The sequence below is a fragment of the Citrobacter freundii complex sp. 2024EL-00216 genome, from assembly GCF_043945515.1.
Taxonomy (GTDB): Bacteria; Pseudomonadota; Gammaproteobacteria; order Enterobacterales; family Enterobacteriaceae; genus Citrobacter; species Citrobacter portucalensis.
Genome location: NZ_JBIMRA010000007.1, coordinates 256,183 through 271,093, shown reverse-complemented (window position 1 = coordinate 271,093; position 14,911 = coordinate 256,183). Strand labels below are relative to the sequence as shown.

General features: G+C 53.0%; 17 protein-coding genes. 10 read left to right on the top strand and 7 right to left on the bottom strand.

Annotated elements, in window-relative coordinates; all coding sequences use genetic code 11:
- The first annotated feature begins 70 nt into the window (after positions 1-70).
- Positions 71-637: a VOC family protein gene (locus ACHHZ7_RS12070; RefSeq protein ID WP_003833855.1), complete on the top strand. Its 567-nt coding sequence runs from the start codon at positions 71-73 to the stop codon at positions 635-637.
- Positions 638-639: 2 nt separating this feature from the next.
- A complete protein-coding gene (gene cutC / locus ACHHZ7_RS12065; RefSeq protein WP_048235198.1) occupies positions 640-1,386 on the top strand; it encodes a copper homeostasis protein CutC in 747 nt (248 codons plus the stop codon).
- Positions 1,387-1,620: 234 nt separating this feature from the next.
- Here the strand turns inward: cutC and cmoB are convergent, their stop codons facing one another.
- From cmoB to ACHHZ7_RS12040, 5 genes are all read right to left on the bottom strand, one after another.
- Positions 1,621-2,589 (bottom strand): tRNA 5-methoxyuridine(34)/uridine 5-oxyacetic acid(34) synthase CmoB, encoded by a 969-nt coding sequence (gene cmoB / locus ACHHZ7_RS12060; RefSeq protein WP_003833851.1) that lies wholly within the window; start codon positions 2,587-2,589, stop codon positions 1,621-1,623.
- Entirely contained in the window at positions 2,586-3,329 is a 744-nt protein-coding gene (gene cmoA, locus ACHHZ7_RS12055) for a carboxy-S-adenosyl-L-methionine synthase CmoA (RefSeq protein WP_003034686.1), read from the bottom strand. The genes cmoB and cmoA overlap by 4 nt, the downstream gene beginning before the upstream one ends.
- 40 nt (positions 3,330-3,369) lie before the next feature.
- Entirely contained in the window at positions 3,370-3,765 is a 396-nt protein-coding gene (locus tag ACHHZ7_RS12050; RefSeq protein WP_003833847.1) for an MAPEG family protein, read from the bottom strand.
- 174 nt (positions 3,766-3,939) lie between these two features.
- A complete protein-coding gene (locus tag ACHHZ7_RS12045; RefSeq protein ID WP_060683689.1) occupies positions 3,940-4,758 on the bottom strand; it encodes a DUF72 domain-containing protein in 819 nt (272 codons plus the stop codon).
- On the bottom strand, positions 4,755-5,321 hold the full coding sequence (locus ACHHZ7_RS12040) for a hydrolase (RefSeq protein WP_060683690.1): 567 nt from the start codon (positions 5,319-5,321) through the stop codon (positions 4,755-4,757). The genes ACHHZ7_RS12045 and ACHHZ7_RS12040 overlap by 4 nt, the downstream gene beginning before the upstream one ends.
- Before the next feature lie 264 nt (positions 5,322-5,585).
- Here ACHHZ7_RS12040 and aspS point away from each other — a divergent pair, with 264 nt between their 5' ends.
- The 6 genes from aspS to ruvB all read left to right on the top strand — a co-directional run bounded on the left by aspS (position 5,586) and on the right by ruvB (position 10,842).
- The gene (aspS, locus tag ACHHZ7_RS12035) at positions 5,586-7,358 is read left to right on the top strand and encodes an aspartate--tRNA ligase (RefSeq protein WP_003833841.1); all 1,773 of its coding nucleotides are present in this window, start codon (positions 5,586-5,588) and stop codon (positions 7,356-7,358) included.
- A 1-nt stretch (position 7,359) separates the two neighbouring features.
- A complete protein-coding gene (nudB, locus tag ACHHZ7_RS12030) occupies positions 7,360-7,803 on the top strand; it encodes a dihydroneopterin triphosphate diphosphatase (RefSeq protein ID WP_003034863.1) in 444 nt (147 codons plus the stop codon).
- A 28-nt stretch (positions 7,804-7,831) separates the two neighbouring features.
- Entirely contained in the window at positions 7,832-8,575 is a 744-nt protein-coding gene (locus tag ACHHZ7_RS12025; RefSeq protein ID WP_003833836.1) for a YebC/PmpR family DNA-binding transcriptional regulator, read from the top strand.
- A 34-nt stretch (positions 8,576-8,609) separates the two neighbouring features.
- Positions 8,610-9,131 carry a crossover junction endodeoxyribonuclease RuvC gene (gene ruvC / locus ACHHZ7_RS12020; RefSeq protein ID WP_003034867.1) on the top strand — a complete coding sequence of 174 codons (522 nt, stop codon included), beginning with the start codon at positions 8,610-8,612 and terminating at the stop codon, positions 9,129-9,131.
- Positions 9,132-9,211: 80 nt separating this feature from the next.
- Positions 9,212-9,823, top strand: coding sequence for a Holliday junction branch migration protein RuvA (gene ruvA / locus ACHHZ7_RS12015; RefSeq protein WP_003034869.1), 612 nt, complete (start codon positions 9,212-9,214; stop codon positions 9,821-9,823).
- 8 nt (positions 9,824-9,831) lie between these two features.
- Positions 9,832-10,842: a Holliday junction branch migration DNA helicase RuvB gene (gene ruvB, locus ACHHZ7_RS12010; RefSeq protein ID WP_003034872.1), complete on the top strand. Its 1,011-nt coding sequence runs from the start codon at positions 9,832-9,834 to the stop codon at positions 10,840-10,842.
- A gap of 78 nt (positions 10,843-10,920) precedes the next feature.
- Here ruvB and znuB read toward each other — a convergent pair whose 3' ends face one another.
- Together znuB and znuC are read right to left on the bottom strand one after the other, a co-directional pair.
- Positions 10,921-11,706, bottom strand: a complete 786-nt coding sequence (znuB, locus tag ACHHZ7_RS12005; protein ID WP_003034874.1) for a zinc ABC transporter permease subunit ZnuB — start codon at positions 11,704-11,706, stop codon at positions 10,921-10,923.
- A complete protein-coding gene (gene znuC / locus ACHHZ7_RS12000) occupies positions 11,703-12,458 on the bottom strand; it encodes a zinc ABC transporter ATP-binding protein ZnuC (RefSeq protein ID WP_003833829.1) in 756 nt (251 codons plus the stop codon). The genes znuB and znuC overlap by 4 nt, the downstream gene beginning before the upstream one ends.
- A gap of 78 nt (positions 12,459-12,536) precedes the next feature.
- On the opposite strand from znuC, the gene znuA reads away from it, so the two are divergent.
- On the top strand, positions 12,537-13,481 hold the full coding sequence (gene znuA / locus ACHHZ7_RS11995; protein WP_003844151.1) for a zinc ABC transporter substrate-binding protein ZnuA: 945 nt from the start codon (positions 12,537-12,539) through the stop codon (positions 13,479-13,481).
- Positions 13,482-13,496: 15 nt separating this feature from the next.
- Positions 13,497-14,816 (top strand): murein DD-endopeptidase MepM, encoded by a 1,320-nt coding sequence (mepM, locus tag ACHHZ7_RS11990; RefSeq protein ID WP_003833825.1) that lies wholly within the window; start codon positions 13,497-13,499, stop codon positions 14,814-14,816.
- Positions 14,817-14,911: the final 95 nt, after the last annotated feature.

Below are 14,911 nucleotides of genomic sequence, written 5' to 3'. Positions count from 1 at the left end.
AAACAGCGGTTGGATGGCGCAGCGCAACAGAGTAAATTAGCGACTTTGAACATGGATATGAGCTTTTAATATGGCGAACTGGCAAACCGTTGCAGAACTACAGGATATTTCTGCAGATTTACCGCATTTCACGCAGGCATTAACGGAACTTTCTACCCGTCTTGGGCTGGATATCACAGGCCTGGAAGCCGATCACATTTCCTTGCGTTGCCATCAAAATACCACCGCAGAGCGCTGGCGTCGTGGGTTTGAACAGTGCGGTGAATTGTTGTCAGAAAACATCATTAACGGCAGACCTATTTGTCTTTTTAAACTGCATGAGCCGGTTTGTGTGCAACATTGGCAATTTTCCATCGTCGAACTGCCGTGGCCGGGCGAAAAACGCTACCCACATGAAGGCTGGGAACATATTGAAATTGTTCTGCCGGGAGAGGCGGAAACGCTGAATGCGCGAGCGCTGGCGCTGCTTTCCGATCACGGTCTGAGTCAACCGGGCATTTTTGTGAAAACCAGCTCGCCAAAAGGTGAGCGTGAGCGTTTACCGAATCCGACGCTGGCGGTTAGCGATGGTAGCGTGACGATAAAATTCCATCCGTGGTCGATTGAAACCATTGTGGCAAGCGAACGTCAGGAGTGAGCATGGCTATACTGGAAATCTGCTGTTACAGCATGGAGTGCGCGCGCACGGCGCAGCAAAACGGCGCGGATCGTATTGAACTATGCTCAGCACCCAAAGAAGGGGGCTTAACGCCGTCACTGGGCGTCTTGCGTTCCGTTCGCCAGCACATTTCGATTCCCGTCAATCCCATTATTCGCCCACGTGGAGGCGACTTTTGCTACACCGAAGGTGAATTTGCTGCAATGCTGGATGATATTGCGATGGTCAGGGAACTGGGATTCTCAGGGCTGGTGACCGGCATTTTAGATGTGGATGGCAATGTCGATATGCCGCGCATGGAGAAAATAATGATTGCCGCCGGTTCGCTGCAAGTCACTTTTCATCGGGCCTTTGATATGTGTGCTAACCCACTCAATGCGCTTAAAAAATTAGCTGATTTGGGCATTGCCAGAGTACTCACTTCAGGGCAAAAATCAGATGCGGCGCAAGGTTTAACAAAAATAATGGAACTTATTGCGCAGCCCGGTGCTCCAATCATTATGGCCGGAGCGGGGGTTCGCGCCTCGAATTTGTCCCTGTTCCTTGATGCTGGAGTGCAGGAAGTCCACAGTTCTGCCGGAGTATGGCTGGCTTCACCAATGCGTTATCGCAATTCGGGGTTGTCGATGTCTTCGGATGCGCAGGCGGATGAGTATTCGCGCTATGCGGTAGACGGGACGGCGGTTGCTGAAATGAAAGCAATCATTGCACACCATCAGGCCAACTGATTTTACCGTTGCATCATGTCGCCCAATATGATGCTTGCTCGTACCAGGCCCCTGCAATTTCAACAGGGGCCTTTTTTTCTCCTTCATATTTCAAGCCGCAGCAGCGTTGGCCGCCTCGCGCACCCCGGTCACGTAGTTATCTACGCTCCCAGGGATTTGCTACGTTGCCGCCTTGCTGCAACTTGAACTATTTTGGAGAAACGGTGCTATACGTAACGGTCATTCGGCAATCTATTACGGCTTACGCGCAATCAATACTGCGCGTAATGGGGCGGGGTAGCCTTCCACCGTTTTGCTGTGGTCGTTCGGGTCGAGGAAGTCGGCTAGCGACTCGGTTACCATCCACTCGGTGCGGCGTTGCTCTTCGGTGGTGGTGACGCAGACATCGGCGATGCGCACATCAACAAAACCGCATTTTTCCAGCCAGTTTTTTAAAGCCAACGCAGATGGAATAAAGTAGACGTTACGCATTTGCGCGTAGCGATCGCCCGGCACCAGAACGGTATTTTCATCACCTTCGACGACCAGCGTTTCCAGCACCAGCTCGCCATCTTTAACCAACTGATCCTTCAACTGCCACAGATGTTCCAGCGGCGATCGGCGGTGATAAAGCACGCCCATGGAGAACACGGTGTCAAAGGCGTTTAGCGCTGGAAGTTGCTCAATACCCAGCGGCAGCAGGTGAGCACGCTGGTCATTGCCCAGCAGTTTACGTACCGCCTCAAACTGGCACAGAAACAGTTGCGTAGGATCGATCCCAACCGCCAGATGCGCTCCAGCGCCAATCATGCGCCACATGTGATAACCACTGCCACAGCCAACATCAAGAATGGTACGGCCGGTGAGATCAGACAAGTGCGGCAGAACGCGATCCCACTTCCAGTCGGAACGCCATTCGGTATCGATGTTGACGCCGTACAGCGAGTACGGTCCTTTACGCCATGGCATCAGGTTACGCATCAGGGTGTCGATACGTTTAAGCTGGCCTTCGCTGAGCGGTTCTTTACTTTCTGCGGTAACGCTGTGCAGTAAGTCCAGACGATGCGGCGTCAGCTCGGGCAGAAACTCGACGGCGTTTGACCATTGTTTAAATAAACCATGCTGATCGCGCTGCCAGGCAGCGATTTGCGCCGGAAGCGTTTCCAGCCAATGGGACAGATGATTTTTGGCAATCAACTGATAAAAGTTACCAAAATCGATCATGCGCTAACCTCAGCTTTCAACGCCACCAGAGAGCCAAAGTTGAAGCACTGGAACCACAATTCGCTGTGCTCAAAGCCGGCCTGATGCAGTCGCGCTTTGTGCGTTTCTACCGAGTCGGTCAGCATCACGTTTTCCAGCATGCTGCGTTTCTGACTAATTTCCAGTTCGCTGTAGCCATTGGCCCGTTTGAAGTCGTGGTGCATGTTGAACAGCAGCTCGCCAACGTTAGCGTCTTCGAAACTGAATTTTTCAGACAGCACCAGCGCGCCGCCGGGATTCAACCCTTGATAAATCTTATCCAACAATGCCTGGCGCTCAGGTGGCTCAAGGAATTGCAGGGTAAAATTCAGCACCACCATCGAGGCGTTTTCGATAGTAATGTTGCGAATATCGCCTTCGACAACCTCAACCGGGGTCGGTGCCTTATAGGCGTCAATATGACGACGGCAGCGCTCAACCATCGCCGGGGAGTTATCGACGGCAATAATTTTGCAATTCTCGTGATGAATATTGCGACGCACCGAGAGCGTCGCCGCGCCCAGAGAACAGCCCAGATCGTAGACCTGCGTGTTGGGTTGTACGAAACGTTCGGCCAGCATGCCAATCATAGAAATGATATTGGAATAGCCAGGAACGGAACGCTGGATCATATCCGGGAAGACTTCAGCTACCCGTTCATCAAAGGTCCAGTCACCCAGACTGGCGATAGGCGCAGAAAAAAGCGTGTCGCGGTGAGACATAACGTAAAAATCCGGGAAAAATAAAGTGGCGTATTGTGCGCTAATGCAGGGAGAAAACCAACTCCCAGGGCATATACCAAAGATTCGCCAGCACCATTAGCAACAGCGAACACCAGGTTGCGCTCATGCCTGAACGGCGCCAGCGGAAAAGCCGGTGGTGGAATCCGTAATAATGCATCAGTCGTCCGGCAATCAACATCAGCCCGCAAATATGCACCATCCACGTCTCTGCACCGTTCATTTCCATAAATAACAGCAGCACTAACGCGACGGGAATATATTCCACCGCATTACCGTGAATGCGGATAGCGCTTTGCAGTTCGCTAAAACCTCCATCGCCATAGGCAACGCGATATTGCATGCGCAGGCGAACGACGTCAAAGGAGAACTTTATTAACAATAACGCACCCAATACGGCATAAAGCGCGCTTACCATACAAACTCCCTTTACTCGTCATACTTCAAGTTGCATGCGCGGTGGCTGTACTCGCTCCCCTCAGTCACTTACTAATGTAAGCTCCTGAGGATTCTCTCCCTTGCCATCTTCCTGCAACTCGAATTATTTAGAGTACGGTTGGGTTGATGGCACTGACTATGATAGGTGGCATTTTCAGAAAAGAGAAGATTGCTGTGGAATCGAGGGTGCTGATCCGATCTCTGGTAGGGCGCTGCGTAAATCTGCCCATAGCGTATCAACAAGCTCCGGAGCCTGCGCGATGTCCGGCGTATGCAAAAACAGATACGGCGTCGTGGTGCGTTGCCATAGCGACAGCTTGGTCAGCCAGACGGCAAAAAGCTCGCTGTTTTGTGCCATATTATCGCTACCGATAAAGCGTACCATCGGATGGTTTGCCGTCACCACCGCATGCACCGGAACCTTCGGTTTCTTGCGCTGGGCGTCACGTATTGCTTCAGTATGCGGGATTGCGGCATGCACCGGGCGGCTGTCCAGAATCACCCGGTTTACTCCACGCTCGTGTAAACCGCGATTAAATAGCTGCTCGGCTTCGCCTTTGGCAAAAAAGTCTGGATGGCGAACTTCCACACCGTAGGTAAAGGATTTCGGGAGCGTATCGAGAAACTGCCACAGGGCAGGCAGATCGCGTGGGCTAAAAGTCGCAGGTAATTGCAGCCAGTATTGTCCAATGCGCGATTCCAGCGGCGACATGCGCGTAAAAAATTCCTGTACCAGGTCATCACAATTACGCAGCGCAGCCTGATGCGAAATGGTCGCCGGAAATTTAAAACAAAATCGAAACGCATCGGTGGTCTGTGCCTGCCAGCGGGCAACAATATCGGATTTAGGCAGCGCATACAGCGTGGTATTGCCCTCCACGCAGTTAAAGTGGCGGGCATACTCTTCAAGGCTGGTGATCCCCAGACGCACCCATTTTGGATGCGACCACTGGGGTAAACCGATATAAATCATAGCGCTTGCAGAATCTCCTCCACGCTGCGAACGCGCGCAATGCGCGGGAAAATGTGGGTCATGCTGGCCTGGTGTTGCTCAGCACTGGCGGCGCTACAGGCATCCTCTGCAATGATAAGACTGAAACCCAGCTCCCACGCATTTCGCGCCGTCGACTCAACGCCAATGTTCGTCGAGATCCCGCACAGGACGATGGTATCAATACCCCGGCGACGCAGCTGCAATTCCAGATCGGTACCATAGAAGGCTCCCCACTGGCGTTTAGTCACTTCGATATCGCTGGCGCATTTCCCCAGAGAAGCTGGGTAATGCCACCAGTTTTCAGGCAACGCTTTAGCCGGAGTTTGCGCATCAACCGGTTGTTTCAGCGCTTCGGCGTAATCGTCAGACCAGCCGACGCGCACCATTACCACCGGGGAACCGTGGGCACGGAATTTTTCCGCCAACTGCGCGGCGCGGGTAACCACATCATGTGCCGTATGAGGGCCGCCAGCGAAAGGCAGGATCCCTTCCTGTAAATCAATTACGACAAGGGCGGTTGTTTTAGCGTTCAATTCCAGCATGGTCACTCCAGTAATAAAAGAATTCCGTTACACCTTAATCGCGAATCAGTGTGAAAGGGGCGACAATTTTTGTTATTTTTTGTGAGATTACGCAATGCCCGTCGAGGAAACAGGCGTACAGTCAGTACCGGACTTATCGTGCGGCAGAATTTCCAGTATAATAGCCGCCTTTTTTCATTCAGTTGTGACATTCAGCTAAAGCTGCGACTTCGTCATCTGCGAGACAGGTGACAATCCGCCTGCGGCAAAGTTAAGGGATATCTCATGCGTACAGAATATTGCGGACAGCTACGTCTGTCCCACGAGGGGCAGCAGGTGACTCTGTGTGGTTGGGTCAACCGTCGTCGTGATCTTGGTAGCCTGATCTTTATCGATATGCGCGACCGCGAAGGTATCGTGCAGGTATTTTTCGATCCGGACCGTGCGGACGCGTTAAAGCTGGCCTCCGAACTGCGTAATGAGTTCTGCATCCAGGTTACGGGCACCGTGCGTGCGCGTGACGCGAAAAACGTCAACGCCGATATGGCGACGGGCGAAATTGAAGTGCTGGCCTCCGATCTGACCATCATCAACCGTTCAGACTCGCTGCCGTTGGACTCTAACCACGTCAACACCGAAGAAGCGCGACTGAAGTATCGCTATTTAGATCTGCGTCGCCCTGAAATGGCGCAGCGCCTGAAAACGCGTGCCAAAATCACCAGTCTGGTGCGTCGTTTTATGGACGACCACGGCTTCCTCGACATCGAAACACCGATGCTGACCAAAGCGACACCGGAAGGCGCGCGCGATTACCTGGTACCTTCTCGCGTACATAAAGGTAAATTCTACGCGCTGCCGCAATCACCTCAGTTGTTTAAACAGCTGCTGATGATGTCTGGCTTTGACCGCTACTATCAGATTGTTAAATGCTTCCGTGATGAAGACTTACGTGCTGACCGTCAGCCTGAATTTACCCAGATCGACGTTGAGACTTCCTTCATGACCGCACCGCAGGTGCGTGAAGTGATGGAAGCGCTGGTGCGTAACCTGTGGCTGGAAGTGAAAGGTGTGGATCTGGGTGATTTCCCGATCATGACCTTTGCCGAAGCTGAGCGTCGTTACGGTTCCGATAAACCAGACCTGCGTAACCCGATGGAGCTGGTTGACGTTGCCGATCTGGTGAAAGACGTTGAGTTCGCAGTGTTCTCTGGTCCGGCAAACGATGCGAAAGGCCGCGTAGCTGCTCTGCGTGTACCGGGTGGTGCTGCACTGAGCCGTAAGCAGATCGACGATTACGGTAACTTTATCAAGATTTACGGCGCGAAAGGCCTGGCTTACATCAAAGTCACCGAACGTGCGAAAGGTCTGGAAGGTATTACCAGCCCAGTTGCTAAGTTCCTGAACGCAGAAATTGTGGAAGCGATTCTGGCACGTACCGGTGCACAAGACGGCGACATGATTTTCTTCGGTGCCGACAACAAGAAAGTGGTTGCCGACGCGATGGGCGCGCTGCGTCTGAAACTGGGTAAAGACCTGAACATCACCGACGAAGCCAAATGGGCGCCGCTGTGGGTTATCGACTTCCCAATGTTCGAAGACGATGGTGAAGGCGGGCTGACCGCAATGCACCACCCGTTCACCGCGCCGAAAGATATGACGGCCGCTGAGCTGAAAGCTGCGCCGGAAGACGCGGTTGCCAACGCGTACGATATGGTCATCAACGGCTACGAAGTAGGCGGCGGTTCCGTGCGTATTCACAACGGCGACATGCAGCAAACTGTATTCGGTATTCTGGGCATTAATGAGCAAGAACAGCGTGAGAAATTCGGCTTCCTGCTGGATGCGCTAAAATATGGTACACCGCCGCATGCTGGCCTGGCGTTTGGTCTGGACCGTCTGACTATGCTGTTGACCGGTACTGACAACATTCGTGACGTTATTGCTTTCCCGAAAACCACGGCTGCAGCGTGTCTGATGACTGAAGCGCCAAGCTTTGCCAACGCAGCTGCGCTGGCGGAACTGAGCATTCAGGTTGTTAAGAAGGCCGAGAATAACTGATATGACATATAAACAGCCTGTCTCGGTGTTAGTCGTGATTTATGCAAAGGACACCGGGAGAGTGCTGATGTTACAGCGACGCGACGATCCTGATTTCTGGCAGTCGGTCACCGGCAGCCTTGAAGAAGGTGAAACCGCGTCGCAAGCCGCTATGCGCGAAGTAAAGGAAGAGGTCGCCATTGATGTTGCATCTGAGCAACTGACCTTAATTGACTGTCAGCGCACGGTGGAGTTTGAGATTTTTAGCCATTTACGTCATCGCTATGCACCGGGAATTGAACGTAATACTGAATCCTGGTTTTGCCTGGCACTTCCCTCAGAACGAGAGATCGTGTTCACCGAACATCTGACCTATCGTTGGGTTAATGCGGTTGAAGCCGCCCAATTAACCAAGTCGTGGAGTAACCGGCAGGCGATTGAAGAGTTTGTAATTAACGTCGCCTGAAAAGGCGCGCTTTTTGGAGATATTATTTATGGCAGGTCATAGTAAATGGGCCAACACCAGACACCGTAAAGCAGCGCAGGATGCTAAACGCGGTAAAATTTTCACCAAAATAATTCGTGAGCTGGTGACGGCGGCTAAACTGGGCGGCGGCGATCCGGATGCTAACCCTCGTCTGCGTGCAGCGGTAGATAAAGCGCTGGCTAACAACATGACCCGTGACACCCTGAACCGTGCAATCGCGCGCGGTGTGGGTGGTGATGAAGATTCCAACATGGAAACCATCATCTATGAAGGTTACGGTCCTGGCGGTACAGCCGTTATGATTGAATGTCTGTCTGACAACCGTAACCGTACCGTTGCGGAAGTGCGTCACGCGTTCACGAAAACGGGTGGTAACCTCGGTACCGACGGTTCCGTGGCTTATCTGTTCAGCAAAAAAGGCGTTATCTCCTTTGAACAGGGCGACGAAGACGCCATCATGGAAGCGGCGCTGGAAGCAGGTGCTGAAGACGTTGTGACCTTCGACGACGGCGCAATTGACGTTTACACCGCGTGGGAAGAGATGGGCAAAGTGCGTGACGCGCTGGAAGCGGCTGGTCTGAAAGCGGACGCAGCTGAAGTGTCTATGATCCCATCCACCAAAGCGGATATGGATGCAGAAACGGCGCCGAAGCTGATGCGTCTGATCGATATGCTGGAAGACTGCGACGACGTGCAGGAAGTTTACCACAACGGTGAAATCTCCGATGAGGTTGCTGCCACCTTAGAATGATGTGGTTAAGCCATAAAATAACAGGAGATGCGTGATGTCTATTATTCTCGGCATTGACCCGGGGTCTCGCATCACCGGTTATGGCGTTATTCGTCAGGTCGGCAGACAGCTGACCTACCTCGGCAGCGGCTGCATTCGCACCAAAGTCGACGATCTCCCGTCACGTCTGAAATTGATTTACGCGGGCGTGACGGAAATCATTACCCAGTTTCAGCCGGACTATTTTGCCATTGAGCAGGTTTTTATGGCGAAGAACGCCGACTCGGCGCTAAAGCTGGGACAGGCTCGCGGCGTGGCAATCGTTGCGGCGACCAATCAGGATCTACCGGTCTTTGAATACGCGGCCCGCCAGGTAAAACAGACCGTGGTGGGGATCGGTAGCGCGGAAAAAAGCCAGGTCCAGCATATGGTACGCACGCTGCTAAAACTCCCGGCGAATCCGCAAGCAGATGCCGCGGATGCACTAGCGATTGCCATTACCCACTGCCATGTCAGTCAGAACGCCATGCAAATGAGCGAGTCGAGGCTGAATTTGGCGCGAGGTCGGTTACGTTAGTGACAAATGAGGCTGGATATCTATCCAGCCTTTTTTTATGATAGCGCATTACCTTTTAGCCCTTAACGCAGGAGCGTCACGTGATAGGCAGACTCAGAGGCATCATTATTGAAAAACAACCCCCGCTGGTCCTTCTGGAAACGGGCGGGGTAGGCTATGAAGTGCATATGCCGATGACCTGTTTCTACGAGTTGCCGGAAGCCGGGCAAGAAGCGATTATTTTCACCCATTTTGTGGTGCGAGAAGATGCTCAGCTATTGTATGGCTTTAACAACAAGCAAGAGCGCACGCTGTTTAAAGAGTTAATCAAAACCAATGGCGTGGGGCCGAAGCTGGCGCTGGCGATCCTCTCCGGTATGTCTGCTCAGCAGTTCGTTAATGCCGTAGAGCGCGAAGAGCTGGGCGCGCTGGTGAAATTACCGGGTATTGGTAAGAAAACCGCAGAACGCCTGATTGTAGAAATGAAAGACCGCTTTAAAGGTTTGCATGGTGATCTCTTTACACCTGCAGCGGATCTGGTCCTGACGTCTCCGGCAAGCCCGACAACTGACGACGCCGAGCAGGAAGCGGTTGCTGCGCTGGTGGCGTTGGGCTATAAACCACAGGAAGCCAGCCGCATGGTGAGCAAAATTGCCCGCCCTGATGCCAGCAGTGAAACCCTGATTCGTGAAGCGCTTCGCGCGGCATTGTGAGGTAACGGATGATTGAAGCAGATCGCCTGATTTCGGCTGTCAGCACTACCCCTGAAGATCTGGTGGATCGTGCGATTCGCCCAAAATTGCTGGAAGAGTATATTGGCCAGCCTCAGGTTCGTTCGCAAATGGAGATTTTTATCCAGGCGGCGAAGCTGCGCGGTGATGCTCTCGATCACCTGCTGATTTTCGGTCCTCCTGGTCTTGGTAAAACTACGCTTGCCAATATTGTCGCCAATGAAATGGGCGTTAATCTGCGCACCACGTCTGGTCCGGTACTGGAAAAAGCGGGTGATCTGGCGGCAATGCTTACCAACCTTGAACCCCACGATGTGCTGTTTATCGATGAAATTCATCGTCTGTCACCGGTGGTGGAAGAGGTGCTGTATCCGGCGATGGAAGATTATCAGCTGGATATCATGATTGGTGAAGGACCGGCTGCCCGTTCGATTAAGATCGATCTGCCGCCGTTTACGCTAATCGGGGCGACGACGCGCGCCGGGTCGTTAACCTCTCCGCTGCGTGACCGTTTTGGTATTGTGCAGCGCCTGGAATTCTATCAGGTGGCTGACCTGCAGCACATTGTAGGACGCAGTGCGCGTTTTATGGGCCTGGAAATGAGCGATGAAGGCGCGCTGGAAGTGGCACGCCGCGCCCGCGGTACGCCGCGTATCGCCAACCGTTTATTACGCCGGGTACGCGATTTCGCTGAAGTGAAGCATGACGGCACGATTTCGGCTGATATTGCCGCCCAGGCGCTGGATATGCTCAATGTGGATGCGGAAGGATTCGATTATATGGACCGTAAGCTGCTGCTGGCGGTTATCGATAAATTCTTTGGCGGGCCGGTAGGACTGGATAACCTGGCAGCGGCGATTGGGGAAGAGCGTGAAACCATTGAGGACGTGCTGGAGCCGTATCTGATTCAGCAAGGTTTTCTACAACGTACGCCGCGTGGACGTATGGCAACCGTGCGCGCCTGGAACCATTTTGGCATTACACCGCCACAGATGCCTTAATGCCTGATGTCGCGACGCTCATCAGGCCTGGGCGATTTTGTAGGCCCGGTAAGCGCAGCGCCACCGGGCAACGCATGCTTAGCTCGCTTGCTTTTTCATCATGCTGAAAATAAACAGCAGCGCGGCGCACAGCACCACGGAAGGACCTGCCGGGGTGTCATAGAAGGCCGAGAAGGTCAGCCCGCCTGTAACCGCTATCATTCCCACTCCAACGGCAACCCCAGCCATCTGCTCCGGCGTACGGGCAAAGCGACGGGCGGTCGCCGCAGGGATGATAAGCAGTGAGGTGATAATCAGCGCCCCGACAAACTTCATCGCCACGCCAATCGTTAACGCCGTAACCAGCATCAGCAGCAGCTTCACGCGTTGCAGCTTCACGCCATCGACAAATGCCAGATCCGGACTGATGGTCATCGACAGCAGGTTACGCCACTGCCAGAACAGAATCGCCAGAACAATAACCACGCCGATGGCGATGGAGATAAGATCTTCTGGCGTCACGGCGAGCAAATCACCAAACAGGTAAGCCATCAGATCCACACGGATGTTGGACATCAGGCTGACAACAACCAGCCCCAATGACAATGCGCTGTGCGCCATAATACCCAGCAAGGTATCGATCGCAAGGTGAGGGCGCTTCTCCAGCCATACCAGACCGCCAGCCAGCAACAGGGTGACGGCGATAACCGCATAGAAAGGGTTTACGTCCAGCAGCAGGCCAAAGGCGACCCCCAGCAGCGAAGCGTGGGCCAGCGTATCACCGAAATAAGACATTCGACGCCAGACTACAAACGAGCCGAGTGGGCCAGCGGCACAGGCCAGCATGATCCCAGCTAACCAGCCGGGTAATAACAATTCAATCATGAGTGACCATTTCCCCGGCGTAAGACGATACGACCCTGTAAATCGTGGCGGTGATTGTGATTATGACGGTAAATTCCGAGTTGTTCGGCGCCGCGTTGCCCGAACATTGAGATGAATTCCGGGTGCATAGAAACCACTTCCGGCGCACCGGAACAGCAAATATGATGGTTCAGGCACAGTACCTCATCGGTTTTGGCCATCACCAGATGCAGGTCATGGGAAACCATCAGCACGGCGCAATCCAGTTCACGTCGCAACTGGTCGATAAGGTCGTACAGTGCGACCTGCCCATTGACATCCACGCCCTGGGTTGGTTCATCGAGCACCAGTAGCTGAGGTTTATTCAATAAAGCACGGGCCAACAGGACGCGTTGCGTTTCCCCGCCAGAGAGCTTTTGCATCGGCGCATCCATCAGATGCCCGGCCTGAACGCGCTTCAGTGCCGGAAGGATATCCTCTTTTTTGGTGCCGGGACGTAAGCGCATAAACCGACTTACCGTCAGTGGCAGCGTAGTATCTAGGTACAGTTTTTGCGGTACATAGCCAATCCGCAATTGACCATTACGCTTGATTACTCCCTCATCAGCCGCTACCAGCCCTAATACAACGCGCACCAGCGTAGACTTCCCGGCACCATTTGGGCCGAGAAGCGTTAAAATTTTACCGGGTCGAAGTTCAAGCGATACGTCAGACAGGACGCGGCGTTGACCATAAGAGACCGAGACATTTTCCAGTGAAACCAAAGTCGTCATATCAATTTTAGTCTTGCAGAAGTTATAGAATGTTATAATATCACATTTCTTACATTCATTACGATGATTGGTCGCATTATGTTACATAAAAATACGCTTCTTTTCGCAGCATTATCCGCTGCTCTTTGGGGTAGTGCAACACAGGCAGCAAATGCCGCTGTGGTGGCCTCACTCAAGCCGCTGGGGTTTATTGCTTCAGCCATTGCAGACGGGGTAACAGACACTGAGGTTCTCCTGCCTGACGGGGCTTCCGAACATGACTATTCACTGCGTCCATCAGACGTAAAACGCTTACAGGGCGCGGACTTAGTTGTTTGGATTGGACCTGAGATGGAAGCGTTTATGGAAAAGTCAGTCAAGAATATTCCTAACGCGAAACAGGTAACGATTGCGCAGCTCAATGACGTGAAACCGTTACTCATGAAAGGTGCCGATGACGACGATGACGATCATGGACACAATGATGCTGGCAGTGAAAAAAGTGACGAGCATCACCATCATGGCGATTACAACATGCATCTTTGGCTTTCCCCAGAGATAGCGCGGGCCTCAGCGGTTGCAATCCATGAAAAATTAGTGGAACTTATGCCGCAAAGTCGAGCCAAACTTGACGCCAACCTGAAGGATTTTGAGGCACAATTAGCCGCAACCGATAAGCAGGTAGGTAACGAGCTCGCACCGCTCAAGGGAAAAGGTTATTTCGTTTTTCATGACGCCTATGGCTACTACGAAAAACACTACGGACTAACACCGCTTGGTCACTTTACCGTGAACCCTGAGATTCAACCTGGTGCGCAGCGTTTACATGAAATAAGAACACAGTTGGTTGAGCAAAAAGCAACCTGCGTTTTTGCTGAGCCACAGTTCAGGCCAGCGGTCGTTGAAGCCGTCGCGAGAGGGACATCCGTTCGAATGGGAACGTTGGATCCGCTCGGAACGAATATCAAACTGGGTAAAACAAGCTATTCAGCGTTTTTGAACCAATTAGCCAACCAGTATGCGAGCTGCCTGAAAGGAGATTAATGAGGAAGTGAATACGTGCAACAGATAGCCCGCTCTGTCGCTCTGGCATTTAATAATCTGCCGCGACCCCATCGCGTTATGCTGGGGTCGCTTACCGTACTGACATTGGCCGTCGCCGTCTGGCGGCCTTATGTTTACCATCCCGATTCTGCACCCATCGTTAAAACTATCGAGCTGGAAAAAAGCGAAATTCGTTCACTGTTGCCTGAGGCCAGTGAACCTATCGATCAGGCCGCGCAGGAAGACGAAGCCATTCCGCAGGATGAACTGGATGACAAAACGTCTGGTGAAGCCGGCGTGCATGAGTATGTCGTCTCTACAGGCGATACGCTGAGCAGTATTCTTAATCAGTACGGCATCGATATGGGTGACATCAGTCAGCTCGCTGCTTCCGATAAAGAACTGCGCAATCTGAAAATTGGTCAGCAGTTATCCTGGACCTTAAGCGCGGAAGGTGACCTGCAGCGCCTGACCTGGGAAGTGTCCCGCCGTGAAACCCGCACTTACGATCGTACTGCGACAGGTTTCAAAATGAGCAGCGAAATGCAGCAGGGCGATTGGGTTAACAGCCGTATCAAAGGCACGGTGGGCGGAAGCTTCGTCGCCAGCGCCAAAGAGGCCGGACTGACCAGCTCTGAAATCAGCGCGGTGATTAAGGCCATGCAGTGGCAGATGGATTTCCGCAAACTGAAAAAAGGCGATGAGTTCTCAGTGCTGATGTCTCGCGAAATGCTGGACGGTAAGCGCGAGCAAAGCCAGCTGCTGGGCGTGCGTTTACGTTCTGAAGGCAAAGACTATTACGCCATCCGTGCTGAAGACGGTAAGTTCTATGACCGTAACGGTACCGGGCTGGCGAAAGGCTTCATGCGTTTCCCGACGGCGAAACAGTTCCGCATCTCCTCGAACTTTAACCCGCGTCGCCTGAATCCGGTGACTGGACGCGTAGCACCGCACAAAGGTGTCGACTTTGCGATGCCGCAGGGGACGCCGGTACTGTCGGTTGGCGATGGTGAAGTGGTTGTAGCGAAGCGTAGCGGCGCTGCCGGATACTATGTTGCGGTTCGTCATGGTCGCACCTACACCACCCGTTATATGCACCTGCGTAAGCTGTTGGTGAAACCAGGTCAAAAAGTGAAACGTGGCGATCGTATCGCGCTGTCAGGTAACACCGGGCGTTCAACAGGTCCGCATCTGCACTACGAAGTGTGGATCAACCAGCAGGCCGTGAACCCTCTGACGGCGAAACTGCCGCGTACAGAAGGTCTGACCGGCTCGGATCGCACCGATTATCTGGCGCAGGTGAAAGAAGTTATGCCTCAGCTACGTTTTGATTAATTAGCACACTGATAAAGCCGGTACGCGATGCGTGCCGGCTTTTTTATTTTGTACGGCGCACGGCGCGCCGCTACACTATCAGCAGATTTACTTTT